Source organism: uncultured Lutibacter sp., assembly GCF_947495725.1.
Lineage (GTDB): Bacteria > Bacteroidota > Bacteroidia > Flavobacteriales > Flavobacteriaceae > Lutibacter.
Map to the genome: position 1 here is coordinate 486,163 of NZ_CANLZZ010000003.1, position 17,617 is coordinate 503,779.

The 17,617-nt window shown below is 29.1% G+C and carries 14 protein-coding genes; 6 read left to right on the forward strand and 8 right to left on the reverse strand.

The genetic code is table 11. From position 1 onward, the window contains the following. Positions 1 to 212: 212 nt before the first annotated feature. The 4 genes from Q0776_RS09150 to Q0776_RS09165 all read right to left on the reverse strand — a co-directional run bounded on the left by Q0776_RS09150 (position 213) and on the right by Q0776_RS09165 (position 3,502). Complete coding sequence (locus tag Q0776_RS09150) at positions 213 to 704, reverse strand: hypothetical protein (RefSeq protein ID WP_298367329.1); 492 nt, start codon at positions 702 to 704, stop codon at positions 213 to 215. Beyond that, positions 704 to 1,228: an FMN-binding protein gene (locus Q0776_RS09155; protein ID WP_298367330.1), complete on the reverse strand. Its 525-nt coding sequence runs from the start codon at positions 1,226 to 1,228 to the stop codon at positions 704 to 706. Before Q0776_RS09155 ends, Q0776_RS09150 begins: the two co-directional genes overlap by 1 nt. A gap of 126 nt (positions 1,229 to 1,354) precedes the next feature. Continuing rightward, the gene (locus Q0776_RS09160) at positions 1,355 to 2,497 is read right to left on the reverse strand and encodes a hypothetical protein (RefSeq protein WP_298367331.1); all 1,143 of its coding nucleotides are present in this window, start codon (positions 2,495 to 2,497) and stop codon (positions 1,355 to 1,357) included. A gap of 150 nt (positions 2,498 to 2,647) precedes the next feature. Continuing rightward, positions 2,648 to 3,502: a hydroxymethylglutaryl-CoA lyase gene (locus tag Q0776_RS09165; RefSeq protein ID WP_298367334.1), complete on the reverse strand. Its 855-nt coding sequence runs from the start codon at positions 3,500 to 3,502 to the stop codon at positions 2,648 to 2,650. Between the two features lie 129 nt (positions 3,503 to 3,631). Here Q0776_RS09165 and Q0776_RS09170 point away from each other — a divergent pair, with 129 nt between their 5' ends. Then, complete coding sequence (locus Q0776_RS09170) at positions 3,632 to 4,126, forward strand: GNAT family N-acetyltransferase (protein WP_298367336.1); 495 nt, start codon at positions 3,632 to 3,634, stop codon at positions 4,124 to 4,126. Here the strand turns inward: Q0776_RS09170 and Q0776_RS09175 are convergent. The 3 genes from Q0776_RS09175 to recG form a co-directional block, all read right to left on the reverse strand. Further along, positions 4,123 to 5,160: a quinone-dependent dihydroorotate dehydrogenase gene (locus Q0776_RS09175; RefSeq protein WP_298367337.1), complete on the reverse strand. Its 1,038-nt coding sequence runs from the start codon at positions 5,158 to 5,160 to the stop codon at positions 4,123 to 4,125. The two genes, Q0776_RS09170 and Q0776_RS09175, sit on opposite strands and share 4 nt — an antisense overlap. Positions 5,161 to 5,238: 78 nt before the next feature. Continuing rightward, on the reverse strand, positions 5,239 to 7,665 hold the full coding sequence (pheT, locus tag Q0776_RS09180; RefSeq protein ID WP_298367339.1) for a phenylalanine--tRNA ligase subunit beta: 2,427 nt from the start codon (positions 7,663 to 7,665) through the stop codon (positions 5,239 to 5,241). Between the two features lie 124 nt (positions 7,666 to 7,789). Continuing rightward, the gene (gene recG, locus Q0776_RS09185) at positions 7,790 to 9,895 is read right to left on the reverse strand and encodes an ATP-dependent DNA helicase RecG (RefSeq protein ID WP_298367340.1); all 2,106 of its coding nucleotides are present in this window, start codon (positions 9,893 to 9,895) and stop codon (positions 7,790 to 7,792) included. Between the two features lie 101 nt (positions 9,896 to 9,996). Between recG and Q0776_RS09190 the strand changes: the two genes are divergently transcribed. Then, positions 9,997 to 11,205 carry a methyltransferase domain-containing protein gene (locus Q0776_RS09190; protein WP_298367342.1) on the forward strand — a complete coding sequence of 403 codons (1,209 nt, stop codon included), beginning with the start codon at positions 9,997 to 9,999 and terminating at the stop codon, positions 11,203 to 11,205. 39 nt (positions 11,206 to 11,244) lie between these two features. Here the strand turns inward: Q0776_RS09190 and Q0776_RS09195 are convergent, their stop codons facing one another. After that, a complete protein-coding gene (locus Q0776_RS09195; RefSeq protein WP_298367344.1) occupies positions 11,245 to 11,919 on the reverse strand; it encodes a DUF2461 domain-containing protein in 675 nt (224 codons plus the stop codon). Positions 11,920 to 12,115: 196 nt separating this feature from the next. Between Q0776_RS09195 and Q0776_RS09200 the strand changes: the two genes are divergently transcribed. The 4 genes from Q0776_RS09200 to Q0776_RS09215 all read left to right on the forward strand — a co-directional run bounded on the left by Q0776_RS09200 (position 12,116) and on the right by Q0776_RS09215 (position 17,591). Further along, entirely contained in the window at positions 12,116 to 13,267 is a 1,152-nt protein-coding gene (locus Q0776_RS09200; RefSeq protein WP_298367347.1) for a right-handed parallel beta-helix repeat-containing protein, read from the forward strand. Between the two features lie 113 nt (positions 13,268 to 13,380). Further along, on the forward strand, positions 13,381 to 14,214 hold the full coding sequence (locus Q0776_RS09205; RefSeq protein ID WP_298367349.1) for a hypothetical protein: 834 nt from the start codon (positions 13,381 to 13,383) through the stop codon (positions 14,212 to 14,214). Positions 14,215 to 14,393: 179 nt separating this feature from the next. Further along, on the forward strand, positions 14,394 to 15,404 hold the full coding sequence (locus Q0776_RS09210) for a GntR family transcriptional regulator (RefSeq protein ID WP_298367350.1): 1,011 nt from the start codon (positions 14,394 to 14,396) through the stop codon (positions 15,402 to 15,404). Positions 15,405 to 15,413: 9 nt separating this feature from the next. Next, positions 15,414 to 17,591: a glycoside hydrolase family 36 protein gene (locus Q0776_RS09215; RefSeq protein ID WP_298367351.1), complete on the forward strand. Its 2,178-nt coding sequence runs from the start codon at positions 15,414 to 15,416 to the stop codon at positions 17,589 to 17,591. Positions 17,592 to 17,617: the final 26 nt, after the last annotated feature.

Here is a 17,617-nt window from a genome sequence, read left to right on the forward strand (position 1 = left end):
TAAACTATTTATATTAAATACCTATTTTTATCTTATAAGTTTTAAAAGTAGAGCAAAATTACTTTTCTAACATCGTAAGCAAAATAACATTTATGTTAAAACAATTTCTTTAAACTTTTTAACCACAAACTATAGAATACTGTTTTTTATTTTTTGAATTGTATAAAGTTCTATAAATACACCTTTTAAGCATTTGAATTTACTTGAGAAATTTAAGATTTTGAAAAGAAAATTTCTTTTAAAATAGCCAATGTAGCTATACTAAAACTTAACACCATTAAAGTTCCGGAAAATATTACAATATATTTAAACCATATTATACCACTCCAAAGTAAATAAATACCTCCAAATGTAAAAATAAGAGAAAAGAATGGCTCAATCATTAAAAAATGCTTTAGCTTCTTATTTATTGAAGTGGTTGACAAAATTAAAGATAGTAGCAAAAAAATAACAGATAATGAGAGAATATGATTATGAACAACCGTTAGAATTTCTCCTTTGCTTTTTTTGAATTTCATTATTTCGGCTTCCTCATCATTTTCATTTCCTAAATAATGTGTTTCAATTCCTATTAAAGACATTGATGTTGTTGATCTTACAAAACTTAATCCTCCATAGAAACCAACACTTAAAGTAATTACAAACGCAACTAAAACTGCTTTTACCTCCTTAGGAAATGTATGAATAAGTCCATGAAATTCCATTATAATAACTGGTTAAGATTTAATATTTGAACTGTTTTTAATAATTTATTTACTTCATTAGTCATTGATCTAGCCGAAATGGTAGCTCCTGAAATTGCTGCAATATCTTTCTGATATTTTAATTCTTGATCAATATTTTTACCTAAAAATTGTTTTAACCAACGCTTACTTCCTACTTCGCCTCCATGTTCTTCCCTATAAGTAACTATTTTCACTTTAGATACAATTAAATCTTTATCGAAAATAACTATGAAATCGAAATAATCGGCTTTCCCATAAGCTTGTCCGAAATAATAATATCCTAGTAAATTTTCTTTTAAAGAAAGCTTATAAAAATTTGAATCGGTAATTTTTATTGGTAATGTTGCATTTAGTTGACTTGGAATTTCAACCACTTCTTTTAAAAATGATTCTATTTCAAACACTTGCTTAATTTCTTTTTCTATTAACTTATCAACTCTATTTAAAGAGCTGAAACCAGTAACAACAAAAAATAATAAGGTAATAATTAGAATTCTTTTCATAATTTCGATTGTAATAATACTATTTTTTATAGAGATATAAAAAAGTAAAATAGAAAACTGAGCTTTGAAAATTTTTACAATTTCAAAAACTCAGCAAATTCTATAAATTTCTTTTTATTAAATTAATTAAAACCATAAAGCAACTCCGGCATTAAATTGCTTAGATGTTTCACTTCCAGATACTGCGTTATTTATAAGTTGATAATCTACTTTAAAAGCTGCTCCTTGTGCAACTTTATAGTTTAAACCAAAAATTAATTCGTTTCTATCATATGCTTTGTTGGCAACTAAACTACCGTCTGTATCTGCATGTGTATTGTATTTTTCATAACGTAAAAAAGGTGTTAATTTTTCTACTCCCTTTAAATCAAAACTATATGCAACCTCACCATATAACCCATTCATTTTAGAACCTAAATCTTTACCTGTTAAAGTGTTATAATCTTCAGTATCACTTAAACTGGTTGTAATATATTGACCTCTTAATTCTAAATTATTGTATTTATAACGAGCATCCAATCCAATCATAGATACTCCAATAGTTGAACTATCAACTAAAGAATCATCGGTTTGAGTATTTCCAAAATATCCTGAAAGTCCTAATCTTAAACCTGCAATTCCGTAATAATCTAATTTTGCTGAAAAATTTGGTGAATTTATAACAGATTCTGCTCCTTTTTGACGGCCTTTTCTTAGGCCATCCGAACCTCTTAATATTCCCGAACCATCGGTAAATGATATAAATCCATTAAATAAATAAGCTTGGTATTTTAATGAAGCATTATCAATTCTACCTGAAACACCTATTCCTAACTCCCTCCAGGTTGTTGGAACAATATACTTATCTACATTGGGTCTTTCAACTCCATAATACGTTGTTGGCTCATGATATTCATTTATTATTCCCATTGGTACTAACATTAATCCAGCTAATACACTTATATTTTCATTTGCTTTATATCTAATAAATGCTTGTTCAACATATACTTCTTTAACATGTTCATATTCAATTTCAGTTAAAAAACTTACTTTATCATTAAACTTATATGCAAACAGTAACACCAATCTATGTACATCTATGTTACCTGCACTGGAACCATCAGGCTCATTATAATCTATTTGACCATAACCTCCAAGAGTTATTCCATTCTGGGTTTGATTATTTAATAAGGTGTTCCCCGAATTTAAATAGTTGTTATTTTGATTTTGTTGAGCGTAACCAACTACTCCAATTAACAATGTTACTACTAGTAAATTTAAATTTTTCATTTTTATTATAATTATTCTTATTTAGACTTATTTTAAATAGTATCGCAAAAATATGTAACTTCAGTTACATGACAAAAGCTTATTTAGAATAATTATAAATAATATGACATTTGTCATATATATTCTTTAAGAAATATGAAAATTACTAGTTTAAAAAATTTTTAAGGCTTCATTATAAGCGCTTTCAAAACTCATAGCACTTATATTGGTAAATACTTTTTGTTGGTTAAAATAAGTAATAAGTTTTTCTGTTGGCATATTCCCTGTTAATGCATCTTTGGCCATAGGACAGCCTCCGTATCCTTTTATAGCACCATCAAAACGATTACATCCAGCTTTGTATGCTGCATCAACTTTTTCAAACCAAGTGTTAGGTGTAGTATGCAAATGAGCTCCAAACTCAATATGTGGGTATTGTGATATTAAATTAGAAAAAAGATAAGAAATAATTTCTGGAGTGGAACTTCCAATAGTATCGGACATTGATAAAATTTTCACTCCCATTGCAGATAACTTTTCAGTCCATTTTGAAGCAATATCAACATTCCAAGGCTCACCATATGGATTTCCAAATCCCATGGATAAATAAGCTACAACTTCTTTTGAAGATTTATCGGCAATTTCTAAAATCTCATTTAAAATAATAACAGACTCTTCAATTGTTTTGCCGGTATTTCGCATTTGAAATATCTCAGAAATTGAAAAGGGATAACCTAAATAATCGATTTCTTCAAACCGACTCGCATCTTGAGCTCCACGAACATTAGCAACAATGGCTAATAATTTACTTTGGGTTTTCGATAAATCTAACATAGAAAGTACTTTCTCTGTATCTTTCATTTGAGGAATTGCTTTTGGAGAGACAAAACTGCCAAAATCAATAGTATCAAAACCAACTCTTAATAAAGCTGTTAAATATTGAGCTTTTGCTTCACTTGGAATAAAATGTGTTTTTATTCCTTGCATTGCATCTCTTGGACATTCTATGAGTTTTACCTGCTTCATATAACTTCAAATATACGAATAGAATTAGTAATAAAATAGTATCAATTTAAATGTAAAACTTATAAATATAACCAAATACTTATTATATTTATTCACTCAAATCATTTCAAAACAATATACATTATAAATATGATTCGAAAAGTATTAGAAGATGCTGATATTCTAATTGTTGCAAAACTTGCAAATACTATTTGGAATTCACACTACACTCCAATTATTGGTCAAAAACAAGTTGATTATATGGTTAATAAATTTCAAAGTTTTGACGCAATTAAATCTCAAATAAAAAATGGATACTGCTATTATTTAATCTCGAATTCTAAAAATGCTATAGGATATTTATGTTTACTTCCCGATCCTGATTCAAATAAAATTATGATTAGTAAAATTTATGTTGATAAAAGTGAAAATGGTAATGGATATGGCACCCAACTCATAAATTTAACCAAAACTATTGCTAAAGAAAAAAATATAAATACAATTTGGTTAACCGTAAATAAACACAATGCCAATAGTATAAACTGGTATCAAAAATTAGGTTTTAATATCACCAAAAAAGTTATTATGAATATTGGAAAAGGATATTTTATGGATGATTTTGTGATGGAATTAAACCTGAATTAGTTTAATTCATTTAAAATTGCTTTATTAATTCTTTTAACCAAACCTGGACCTTCATAAATAAAACCTGTATAAATTTGAACTAAATCAGCACCCGCATTTATTTTTTCTAATGCATCTTCTGCAGAATGGATTCCGCCTACTCCAATTATAGGAAATGCTTTCTTCGATTTTTTAGATAAATATTTAATAACGTTTGTACTTCTATCTCTTACCGGTTTACCACTTAATCCTCCATTGCCAATATTTTCCAATTGTTTTTCTGAAGCAATTAAGCCTTCCCTATTCACTGAAGTATTTGAAGCAATTACCCCATCAATTTTGGTTTCAGCCACCAAATCAATAATTTCATCTAATTGAATTTCATTTAAATCTGGAGCAATTTTTAATAAAATTGGTTTTTGAAATTTAAACGTTTTATTTAATTTTTGAACTTCAGTAATTAATTCAACTAAATAATCTTTATCTGTAAGTTTTGCGTGACTTCCAACATTTGGACAGCTTACATTCAACACAAAATAATCTACATAAGGATGCAACGCTTTAAAGCACTCCAAATAATCATTGGTGTAATTATCTGGCATTGTTGCTGTATTTTTACCTATATTTCCTCCAATTATTATTTTTCCTTTATTTTCTTTTAATTTTTCAATGGCGGCTTCTACCCCTTCATTGTTAAATCCCATTCTATTTATTAAGCCATTGTCAGCTTTTAATCTAAATATACGTTTTTTCGGATTTCCTTCTTGTGCCTTTGGCGTAACCGTTCCAATTTCAATAAAACCGAAACCAAAATTGGCCAATTCATTGTATAAAACTGCATTTTTATCAAAACCAGCCGCCAATCCAACAGGATTTTTAAAAGTTAAACCAAATAAATTACGTTCTAATTTTTTATCATTAATTTGAAATAAGCTTCTAAAAATAGCTGAAACCCCAGGAATTTTTGAAAGGAAATTTATTAATGAAAATGTAAAATGGTGAATTTTTTCAGGATCGAATAGAAAAAATAAAGGTCTAATAATACTTTTATACATATAATAATGTTTGTGCAAAATTATAAAAAAAGCCTTTAGTAAAAATATCTAAAGGCTTTAAAATTAATTTCTTATTATTTAACGCAATGTTGCACCTACATTTTTCTCAAATGTATGCTGCAATTTTTGCATTATTTTATCAATTTGTTTATCGTTTAATGTTTTGTTTTCATCTTGCAATAAAAAGCTTACTGCATACGATTTTTTACCTTCTGGTAATTTATCACCTTCATAAACATCAAATAAATCAACGTCTTTTAAAAGATTTTTTTCTGCTTGAAATGCTAAATTATATATCTCACCAAAAGTAGTTTCTTTATCTAAAAGTAAAGCAAAATCGCGTTTAACAGCCGGAAATTTTGGTAATCCCGAAACATTAATTGATGATTTACCTCCAACTTTTAACAAGTTTTCCCAATTAAAATCAGCAAATAAAACTTCTTGTTTTATTCCAAACTCTTTGTTAATTGATTGTTTCACAACCCCTAAATCAACTAATTTAATTTTTCCTAAACTTAACGTTATTCCCTCTGAAAATACATCATTTTTTGTTGGAGTTGTTTTTATTTTTTGAATTCCTAAACGTTGTAACAAAGCAATTACAACTCCTTTTAAATAAAAGAAATCTGATGTTTGTGCAGTTACATTCCAACGTTCTTTGGTTCTATTTCCAGAAACAAATAAGGTCAAATGTTTTTGTTCAGAATAACCACTTTCATATTTGTGATATGTTTTTCCAAATTCAAAGAATTTTACCGAGCTATTTTTACGATTAATATTGTAAATAACAGATTCTAACCCACTAAATAACATTGATTGGCGCATAACACCTAAATCGTTACTTAACGGATTTAACATGGCCACATTATTAGTTTCATTCAACATTTCTGTTAACGAAAGATAATTTGCCTTTGTTAATGAATTAGCCATTGTTTCATTAAAACCCTGTGAAACAAGTTGATTGGATATTACATTTTCAATTTTAACGTTATCTACATCTGAAAATGCAATTGATGTATTTAATTTATGAGAAAACTCTACATTATTATAACCATAAACTCTTAAAATTTCTTCAATAACATCCGCTTCTCTAGTAACGTCTACCCTATATGCTGGAATTGTTAATCCAATTCCTCCGTCGGTAACACTATTAAATTTAATATCTAATGAAGCTAAAATATTTTTTACTGTTTCTCTTGGAATTTTTGCGCCAATTAATCGATCCATTTTCTCAAAAGAAAGGAATACTTGGTTAGGTTCCATTTTAGTAGGATAATAATCCATTACTTCAGATGAAACTTTTCCTCCTGCAACTTCTAAAATTAAATTTGCGGCACGTTTTATAGCGTATTCGGTAATATTAGGATCAATACCTCTTTCAAATCTAAAAGAAGCATCCGTATTTAACGCGTGTCTTTTTGCCGTTTTACGAACTGCAACTGGATTAAAATATGCACTTTCTAAAAATATTGAAGTTGTATTTTCAGAAACACCAGAAGTTAAACCTCCAAAAACACCAGCAATACACATTGGGTTTTCGTTACCATCACAAATCATTAAGTCTTCTTCATGTAATTCTCTTTCAACCTCATCTAGTGTAACAAACTTTGTTCCTGATGGTAATGTTTTAACAATTACTTTATTTCCTTTTATTTTTGATGCATCAAAAGCATGTAGTGGTTGACCTAATTCGTGTAATACATAATTAGTTACATCTACTATATTATTTATTGGTTTTAAACCGATAGCTTTTAATCTATTTTGCATCCAGTCTGGAGAATCTTTAACCACAATATCCGAAATAGTTAAACCAACATATCTTGGTGCTTTTTCTACATCCTCTACAACTACATCAAATCTTAAGCTTCTATCATCCACATGGAAATCAGTAACTGAAGGTGATATTAATTCTAAAGAAATATCATTTTGAATAAGCCCTGCTCTTAAATCTCTTGCAGTACCATAATGACTCATTGCATCAGCCCTATTCGGTGTTAACCCAATTTCAAAAACCTCATCTTTTTCTATGTTAAAAACTTCTGCAGCTGGTGTACCTGCCTTTAAAGTTTCATCCAATACCATAATTCCATCGTGACTTGATCCTAGTCCTAATTCGTCCTCGGCGCAAATCATACCGAAACTTTCTTCTCCTCTAATTTTCCCTTTCTTTATTTTAAAACTTTCACCATTATCGTCATAAAGTAAAGTTCCAATTGTTGCAACAGGAACTGTTTGCCCAGCTGCCACATTTGGTGCTCCACAAACAATTTGAACTGGATCTCCATTTCCTAAATCTACTGTTGTAATTCTTAATCTATCTGCATTTGGATGTTGAACGCATGTTAATACTTTTCCTACAACAATTCCTTCCAAACTACCTTTAATAGATTCCACGGTTTCAATTCCTTCAACTTCTAAACCTAAATCAGTTAACAATTCTCCTGTTTTTTCGGCTTCCCAATCAACTTTTAAAAATTGCTTTAACCAATTGTATGATATTTTCATGTTTAATGTTCTTTTTTATCGAAATGCAAAGATAAAAAATACAATTCAGATGCATCAATTGAATTGAAGTTTTTTCAATATGAAAAGATACTAAATAATGTCTACTATTTATCTCTAATAAAAATTAACTAATATTAGCCCAAATTGTGCTGTTTTTACTAATTTGTTGGTACGCAATTCTAATTGGTAAATTATTAGGTGAATTTAAGGAAGGGTCATTTGTTAGCGTTTCAATTGCAATTCTTCTTGCTGTTTTTAAAATACCTGAATCTTTAATAATATCGGCAATTTTTAGATTAAGTACTCCACTTTGCTGAGTTCCCATTAAATTTCCTGGACCTCTCAATTTTAAATCAACTTCTGCAATTTTAAATCCATCACTAGTATCTACCATTGTATTTAATCGAACTTTACCGTCGGCAGACAATTTAAAACTTGTCATTAAAATACAATAACTTTGTTCGGCACCACGTCCAACTCTCCCTCTTAATTGGTGTAATTGAGACAACCCAAATCGTTCGGCGCTTTCTATAACCATTACACTGGCATTTGGAATATTTACACCAACTTCAATTACTGTTGTTGCTACCATTATTTGAGTTTCACCCTTAATAAAACGCTGCATCTCATATTCTTTATCAGCTGGTTTCATTTTTCCATGAACTATACTTACTTGATAATTTGGCGGTGGAAATTCTCTTACAACACTCTCATATCCATCCATTAAATCTTTATAATCCATTGCTTCAGATTCATTAATTAACGGATAAACTATATAAACTTGTCGTCCTTTTGCTATTTCTTCTTTTAAAAATTTAAAAACTGAAAGTCTATTAGAATCATATCTATGAGCAGTTTTAATTTCTTTTCTACCCGGTGGTAATTCATCTATAACAGAAATATCTAAATCTCCATAAACACTCATAGCTAAAGTTCTTGGAATTGGAGTTGCGGTCATTACTAAAATATGTGGTGGCAACGTATTTTTCTGCCACATTTTAGATCTTTGTGCAACACCAAACCTATGTTGTTCATCTATAATTGCTAATCCTAGGTTTTTAAACTTCACTTTATCTTCTATCAACGCATGTGTGCCAATTAATATATGTAATTCTCCAGATTCTAACTGTTTGTGTATTACTCTTCGCTCTTTTGTTTTTACAGAACCTGTAAGTAATTTTACGTTAATATTTAATCCATTCAATAATTCTACTATGGAATTATAATGCTGTGTAGCCAAAATTTCGGTTGGAGCCATTAATGCAGCTTGAAACCCATTATCCAGTGCAATTAAAATAGTTAATAGTGCAACAATTGTTTTACCAGAACCTACATCTCCTTGCAATAAGCGGTTCATTTGTGCATTAGAACCTAAATCCTTTCTAATTTCTTTTAAAACTCTTTTTTGGGCATTTGTTAAATCAAAAGGTAAATTGTTTTTGTAAAAATTATTAAAGTTATCTCCTACTTCTTCAAAATTAAAACCTTTTATTTTTGCCTTTCTAACTATTTTTTTTCTAATTAATTGAAGTTGAATAAAATATAGCTCCTCAAATTTTAACCTTCGTTGTGCTTTGGTTAATAATTCTTGATTTCTAGGAAAATGAATATTAAATAAGGCTTCTGTTTTCGAAATTAATTTTAGCTCATTTAATATTGAATTTGAGAGGGTTTCTTTAAAATTTGCATTCAATTCTTCAAATAAATTTTGAACCATTTTCGAAACAATTTTATTCGAAATACCTTTATTTAACAACTTTTCAGTTGAAGGATACACTGGTTGCATTGCCGAACGTAAGTTTTTTTTATAATCCGAAACTAATTCCATTTCGGGATGAGGCATTGAAAACAATCCGTTAAAAAAGTTTGTTTTTCCAAAAATCACATAGGGTTCATTTATTTTTAAAGCATCTTTAATCCATTTAGCCCCTCTAAACCAAACTAATTCCATAAAACCAGTTTCATCTCGAAAAGTGGCAACTAACCTGCTCCCTCTTTTTTGTTGCACCGTTTTAATGTTGGTGATTTTTCCTATTATTTGAATTTCAGAAGAATTTTGTTGTAGTTGATTTATTTTAAAAAACTGTGTTCTGTCTATATATCTATTTGGGAAAAAATTCAATAAATCATTAAAAGTATAAATACCAAGTTCCGATTTTAATAAATCGGCTCTACTTGGACCTACTCCTTTTAAATAAGAAATTGAAGTTTTTAACGAGTATACAGACATTTAATTTTATAAAAACACGAAGGTAATAATTCAAATACCAATAAACAATTACATTTTTATTAACAACTAATTACGTAACTTTGCAGCCTTAATTTTTTTTTATGAGATTACACAGAAATTTAGTGTTTACGGTTATTGATTCAATGAAACTTATTTTTAATGAAGGAGAATATGCCGATAAGGTTGTTCAAAAAGCTTTAAAACGAGATTCGAGATGGGGAGCACGGGATAGAAAATTTGTTGCCGAAACTATATATGAAATGGTGAGATGGAAACGTTTATACAATGAAATTGCTGGAACAAAATCTCATTACACCACAGAAAATGTTTGGAAAAATTTTACCGTTTTTGCTGTATTAAAAGGTTATAAATTACCAGATTGGCCACAATTTGTTGGTGTACCTGAAAGACGTTATAAAGGTAAATTTGATGAGTTACAAAAAATACGCGTTTTTAAAGAGTCAATTCCAGATTGGATGGACAAATTAGCTATAGAAGAACTTGGAGAAAAACATTGGAGTAAAGAAATTACTGCGCTAAACAAACAAGCCGAAGTAATTTTACGAACAAATACACTAAGAACCAACAAAGCTGCATTACGTAAAAAACTATCAGATGAAGGAATTGAAACCGAATTTATTGATGGTTATACAGATGCTTTAAAATTAGTGGAACGTGCAAATGTATTTGTTACAAAGTGTTTTAAAGATGGATTGTTTGAAGTACAAGATGCCTCTTCTCAACTTGTTGCAGAATATTTAGATGTAAAACCTGGAATGCGAGTAATTGATACTTGTGCAGGCGCTGGTGGTAAAACACTTCATTTAAGTGCTTTAATGGAGAATAAAGGGCAAATTATTGCAACTGACATTTACGAAAGTAAATTAAAAAAATTAAAAATTAGAACACGTAGAGCTGGCGCACATAACATTACTACCAAAGTAATAGATTCATCAAAAGTTATTAAAAAAATGCGAGGTACTGCTGACAGAGTTTTAATTGATGCTCCTTGTAGTGGAATTGGTGTATTAAAAAGAAACCCAGACAGTAAATGGAAATTAGAAAAAGAATTTGTTGATAATATTATTAAAACGCAATCTGAAATTTTAGCAAGCTATTCTCAATTAGTTAAACCTGGAGGGAAATTAGTGTATGCTACTTGTTCTATTTTACCTTCGGAAAATGAAAATCAAGTGAAAGCATTTTTAAAAAATAATCCTGATTTTATAATTCATAAAGATCATAAGGTGTCTCCTTTTAAATCGGGATATGATGGATTTTACATGGCGCTGTTAGAACGTAAAAGTTAAAAAAACACATAAAAAAAGCCTGCATATGCAGGCTTTTTTTTAATCAATAATGGATTCTCCATTTAAATTGGTAGTTAAAATCTCACTCATATAATCAAAGTATGGTCTCATTGCTTTATAACTATCATCTAATTCATCTAAAAAATTAGGTGCTAATACTTCTTTATCTGTAAAATTACGCACCACAATAAATTGTTTCATACGAATCAAATCCATATCTGGATGCTCTTTATCAAAACCTCTAGGAGCAGTTTTTAGAGCATCACCTTGCAATTCCCCAAAATACTTTTTAAACTTATTGTTTGAAATTATTTCTCTAATTTCAACAGTATCCATTTCAAATTCTTTCCTAATTCGTAATAAATCCTCTTTATTGGGCTCCCAAAAACCACCTGCTAAAAAACTTTCTCCAGGTCTAATTCTTAAATAATAACCTCCTCTTAATCTTTGTGTAGCCCGTGAAAACGATCCTGCAAAATGTGGTTTGTATGGTGTTTTATCTTTTGAAAAACGCACATCTCTATAAATTCTAAAAAATTTAAATTTGTCAATATCATCATGCGCTTTTAAACGTTCCATAAGCTCATTATAGAAATCTTTTGCGTTTTTTTGTTCAACTTGAAATTGTTGTTTGTGGTCATTAAACCAATCTCTATTATTGTTTTTCTTTAGTTGCTTTAAAAAATCTAAAGTAGATTTATTTATAGTAGTCATTATTGCTTATTTAAAAGTTCAATGTACAAAAAAATGAATGAATTCATACCTTAACTAGGTCGTACTAGAAACTTTAACATTACAATATGGATAACTCTTAAAATCATATGTTATCCATTTCAAATCATAAGTCGTTTAAACTTAAATATATCTCATCTACTTTTGTTTCAAATAATATATAATATCACATTAATTTATGAAAACATATTTTCAGTTCGTATTTTTAGTTTTAATTGGTTTAAACATTACTCACGCAAAAACCATAAAAGTATCTTCTAAAAAAGGAAGTTCAGTTGAAAAATTGAATAAAGCGTATAATGAAGCCAAAGCTGGTGACGTTATTTTAATAGATATAGATATTGTTTTTAAAAATACCGACAAACATTTCACTATAAAAAAAAGTGGAATTACTTTTAAAGGTAAGCGTACAGATGATGGTAATAAATATAAATTTACAAAAGAGGTTCAAAAAAACAATTTAGTTGTATTACAAGCTAGCGATATAACATTTGAAAACATTGCCTTTAGTAACGCTGTAAACTTAATTAGAGTTGAAGCAAAAAAACAGTTATTAAGCAATATTACAATTAAAAACTGTTCATTTACAAATGGTAAATATACTGGAGTTGATTTTAGAGGTGATTTTAAAAATATTATAGTTGAAAATTCAGAATTTAATAATTGTAAGTTTGGTGTTCAAACAATGGATTCGGTAATTTTAAAGGACTTTTTGGTTACTAAATGTGTATTTATAGGTGGAGATCATCAAATTAGTATTGATAATGCATTTGCCGATACAAACTTGATAGACCATTCAAATATAATAATAGATAATTGTGAGTTTTTTGTTGCTGATAGGTTTAACGTAGCTATAGCAAACACTAGAAATGCAATTATTCAAAATAATAAAAGAATGGATGGTGGTTTACAAAAATATTCACAAGCCATCCATATTGAACATGATACTAGAGACTTATTAATTAAAAATAACATTCTTAAAAATGACGTTGGTAATGCAATAATTATTTTTTCTACGGGATATACTGGGCACGGTAATGGACGAAAAATACCTAATGAAGAGAAAATAGATTTTGGATCGAGTAATATTACCTTAGATGGCAACATTATTACACATAGTAAACAACCTGCCATTGCAATTGGCTACGGAAAAGGTTTTTTAAAAATTAAAGGAAATAACATTTTAAATTCTGAAACTAAAATAATTTCTGGTTATGCCACAAAAAAAACGATGTCTATTGAAGTTGAGGATAAAGCTGTTTTCAACGGGAAGAATTATAAAGACTTAACTGCTGAGGAATTAGCTAAATTAATTGTTATAAAAAGTTAGAAAGGGTAAGGTTTTTTTTGATAAAAACACATATGTAGTACTTTATTAATTTAAAACTCTAATAGATAACTGTACAATATTTTAATTTCGATTTATCTAAAAACCATTTAACTATGAAATATACTCGCTTACTACTTTTATTACTTTTTGTTATAGTTTTTTCTTGTTCAACATCTAATGACGATACTGATATTATAGAAATTATTACACTAGAGGAAGAAGAAATTATAGAAGAAGAAGAAGAAGAAGAAGAAGAAGAGTCTACTAAAATTGGAATTGCTATTTGCGATGGTGATGTTCAACCAACTCCAGAATATATTGATGATACCATAACTCCTACCGATAACAAATGTGATGTGTTTTTAGAAGAAAACGGACTCCTTATTTTTGAGGCTGAAAACACCAAATCAGATTTTAATAAATGGATTTATGAATCTTCAATTCCAAATTATAGAGGAACTGGTTACTTAAGATACAAAGGACCTTTTACAGGTAGCTCTCCATTAGTTTATAAATTTAAAATTCAAAATGCGGGAATTTATCGTTTTATGATTAGAAGTTCAAAACCTGATGGAGTTGCGCAAGATGCCAATAACGACTGTTTTATTAAAATGGAAGGAGATTTTGTTGCTGGTGAAATGAACGCTTGTCTCAAAAATTATGACAGAAATTCAACCAATACAAATGCCTTGAAAAAAGACACCAAATTTTTTGGAACTGGTGGTATTGGAGAATTTAAAAATGCAGCTGGCCAATTAGACTTGCATTCAGTAAAACCTTGGGCTACATATAGCTTTAAAGCTGGAGAAACCTATAGATTAACTATTACAGGAAGATCCTCTGAATTTAGTATTGATCGAATCCTAATTGTAGATTTAAACAAATACGATTATGCAAACTATAATAAATATGCTAATAATGCGGTTCAGAGTTCTTGTGTTGAATAATATAACTAAAACTCGTTTTTTTTATATAGCGCCTTCCACCCTAACCGTAATCACTTTATAATGAGAGATATAACCTGCTACAGCAACTTTTATTTTTGTTAAAACATTCTATTTTTAATTTTATTTTGTACTTTTGAAAACAGCACAGCGCAGCACAGCACAAAATATAATTATAACATATGTTTTCAACTCTTTTTGAATTAATAAATTTAGAAATTTCCAAAGGAACTTCTGTAAAATCTGTAAGTATAGTTAATGCAATTAGCGATGCAATTGAAAAGAAAATTATTGTTAGAGACAGTAAACTTCCATCGGTAAATGAAGCTGTTAAAGGTTTGTCAATTGCCCGCACTACAATTGTTAAAGCATATAAAGAGCTTATAAATAGAGGAATTATAGAATCTCGTCCTCGTTATGGGTATTTTGTCATTAGTGAAAACACAAAGCGTAAAGTAAAAGTGATAATGCTTTTGCATAATTTAAATCCTTTTCAAGAGCAGCTTTATAATGCGTTTGAAAAAAGTGTTGGAGATTATGCATCTGTTGAAGTTTTTTTCCATCATTGCAACACTGCTGTATTTAAAAGCTTAATATTAGATAAGTTGAATAATTACGGATTGTTTGTTATAACACCCTACTCTAATCCAGATATTGCAAAAATTATTGCCGAAATCCCTCCAGAAAAAGTTTTAATTATTGATCAATTAGCTGAACTTGAAGGTTACTCATACATATGTCAGAATTTTTATGAAAGCATATTAAACGCAATGCCTAACATAAATAATAATCTAAAAAAGTACAATCAAGGTGTTTTACTTTTCCCAAAAGAAATAGAATTCTCTATTAAAATTAAAAATGCATTCATTAAATATTTTGAAATGCAACATATTCCTCTAAAGGTTTTTGATCGATTCAAAAACTTAAAAAAAGGGAGTTTTTACATTGTTCTATCTGAAAACGACTTGGTTAAATTAGTTAAAGAAGCTAAAAATCAAGGCTTAAAACTTGGTAAAGACATTGGTATTTTATCTTATAATGATATGCCTATAAAAGAAATAATAGCAGATGGAATAACTGTAATTTCAACCAACTTTACCGAAATAGGTCGTTTAGCTGGTGAATTTGTAAAAAATAGAACTCCAATTTCAAAAATAGTAGAAACCAATATTATTGAACGTAACTCCTTATAAAACTTCATTATGTACAAAATAGCAACACTTTATAAACCCTTTTTTATTCTGTTTCTTTTATTAATCATAGGTATCAACTCTTCAATATTTGCCCAAGTAAAAATATCATTTAAGAACAATGTGCTTCTTTTAGAAAATAGTGTTTTTCAACGTAAAATTAATTTAGACTCTAATGGAAAGCTTACCACAATAAGTTATAAATTACTTAAGGATAATGAAGAATTTATCCAAAACAATAAAAATTTCAACAAAAAAGATAGCGATAAGTTTACGGTTTCTACTTCTGATGAATTTAGCTTTTTGTTAAATGATAAAAAGCACACTGGCTTAAGTGGCTGGGATTATAATAGTCATAAGTACATTAAAGATGGTATCAAACTATTTTTAAAATCTAAAACATCAAATTTCAACATTGCCATAACATATTTAGTGTACCCAAACTTACCAATGGTTCGAAAAAAAATTGAAATATTTAATACCTATAATAAAGAACTAAAAATTGAATCCTTAGATGTTGAGCGACTTAAAATTGCTGGCGGAGGTGTAGGAACTGCAAGTTGGATAATGAATGATTATGGTCGTCAAAAACATTTAGGTCAGTTTATTGGTAACTGTTACGATCCTGTAGTTGTAGTTCATAACCATAAAGAACGAAAAGGAATCTTTTTAGGAAATGAAGCTCCCGGAGTTATGAAACGAACTTCCGTTTTTTTACAACAAAGTTTGTTAACAGTTGGGTTAACTCATATTGAGCAAAATTTTGGCTTTCGTAAATGGATAAAACCGAATACTTCTTGGGAAAGCACTTGGGTATTTTCAGGAATTTATAACAATACCGATGATCCTTCAAAAATTTTAAATACAAGTGTAAATGATTATGTTAGAAAACATCTAGGAGCTAGAATTTTTCAAGTAAAAGAAATGCCAACATTTGTATACAATACTTGGGCACCATTTAAACATAACATTAATGAAAAAATGATGTATAGCTTAATTGATGCGGCTGCCGAATGTGGTGTACAAGAATTTATAATTGATGATGGATGGCAAGATTCTTATGGCGATTGGGGAGTAAACAAAGAAAAATTTCCAAATGGTTTAAAACCAATTTTTGATTATATAAAATCAAAAGGAATGAAACCTGGAGTTTGGATTAGTTTGTGTTCTGCAGAAACAAAAAGTGAGGTATATAAAAATCATCCTGAATGGACAGTTAAAAAAGCTAATGGAGATGATATTAATTTACATACAGATAAAGAGCAACTCTATGGTTGGGAATCTAAATCTATGTGCTTAACCACAGGTTGGAGAGACTATATAAAAAATGTTATACTTAAAATGGTTAATGAATATGGTTTAGAATACATTAAAGGCGATTTTGCTGCTGTTACAGGCGCTTATACATCTGACAAAACAAGATCTGGTTGTCATGCCAAAAATCACAATCATAAAGATCGAAATGAATCTATGCTTGAAATGTATCAAGGAACTTGGCAATTATTTGATGAATTACATGAAGCAGCCCCTAACCTATTTATTGATTGTACATTTGAAACTATGGGTGCATTACACTTAATTGATTTAGCAATGTGCAAACATGCAGATGGAAATTGGTTATCAAATTTTGTAGATACCGCGCCTTTAGGTAGTTTAAAAGTTCGAAAACTTGCTTGGTCACGCACTCCAACAATTCCTGCAGCATCAATGGTTATTGGAAATCAAGGTTTAGATGACCCAAATTTTATGTTTTCAATGAAATCTTTGGCAGGTGCATTACCAATTGTTTTAGGTGACCCTAGAAATTTAACTTCCGAAAAACGCAAAGAAATTAAAGAAATGGCTAGCTGGTTAAAAGAGATGCAAAATTCACATAACTTTATGACGTATCGCCAAGATTTACCGGGTTTTGGAGAACCTCAAGATGGATTTTGGGATGGTTTCCAGCGTATTAATACAGCTACTAAATCTGGTGGTATTATTGGAGTTTTTAAACAAAAGTCTTTTCAAAAAGAAATGTGGGTAACTGTAAATTATTTAGATCCAAAAGCCACTTATAAAGTTACACTAGCACCAAACAAAAAAAAGGTTTTTAAAGGTATTGGTGAAGAATTACATACCAAAGGATTTAAAGTGAAATTCAAGGAGCATTTTCAAGGAGAATTGTATGAAGTACAAAAAGAAAAATAAGATTAAAACTAGCCCTTCAAAACAAT

Excerpts from the sequence above, each read along its gene's own strand:
- Q0776_RS09195 (WP_298367344.1), bottom strand. The coding sequence starts at position 11,919 with ATGACTACTATAAATAAATCTACTTTAGATTTTTTAAAGCAACTAAAG.
- Q0776_RS09205 (WP_298367349.1), top strand. The coding sequence starts at position 13,381 with ATGAAATATACTCGCTTACTACTTTTATTACTTTTTGTTATAGTTTTT.
- recG (WP_298367340.1), bottom strand. The coding sequence starts at position 9,895 with ATGTCTGTATACTCGTTAAAAACTTCAATTTCTTATTTAAAAGGAGTA.
- Q0776_RS09155 (WP_298367330.1), bottom strand. The coding sequence starts at position 1,228 with ATGAAAAGAATTCTAATTATTACCTTATTATTTTTTGTTGTTACTGGT.
- Q0776_RS09190 (WP_298367342.1), top strand. The coding sequence starts at position 9,997 with ATGAGATTACACAGAAATTTAGTGTTTACGGTTATTGATTCAATGAAA.
- Q0776_RS09170 (WP_298367336.1), top strand. The coding sequence starts at position 3,632 with ATGATTCGAAAAGTATTAGAAGATGCTGATATTCTAATTGTTGCAAAA.
- Q0776_RS09165 (WP_298367334.1), bottom strand. The coding sequence starts at position 3,502 with ATGAAGCAGGTAAAACTCATAGAATGTCCAAGAGATGCAATGCAAGGA.
- Q0776_RS09200 (WP_298367347.1), top strand. The coding sequence starts at position 12,116 with ATGAAAACATATTTTCAGTTCGTATTTTTAGTTTTAATTGGTTTAAAC.
- Q0776_RS09215 (WP_298367351.1), top strand. The coding sequence starts at position 15,414 with ATGTACAAAATAGCAACACTTTATAAACCCTTTTTTATTCTGTTTCTT.
- Q0776_RS09210 (WP_298367350.1), top strand. The coding sequence starts at position 14,394 with ATGTTTTCAACTCTTTTTGAATTAATAAATTTAGAAATTTCCAAAGGA.
- Q0776_RS09160 (WP_298367331.1), bottom strand. The coding sequence starts at position 2,497 with ATGAAAAATTTAAATTTACTAGTAGTAACATTGTTAATTGGAGTAGTT.
- pheT (WP_298367339.1), bottom strand. The coding sequence starts at position 7,665 with ATGAAAATATCATACAATTGGTTAAAGCAATTTTTAAAAGTTGATTGG.
- Q0776_RS09175 (WP_298367337.1), bottom strand. The coding sequence starts at position 5,160 with ATGTATAAAAGTATTATTAGACCTTTATTTTTTCTATTCGATCCTGAA.
- Q0776_RS09150 (WP_298367329.1), bottom strand. The coding sequence starts at position 704 with ATGGAATTTCATGGACTTATTCATACATTTCCTAAGGAGGTAAAAGCA.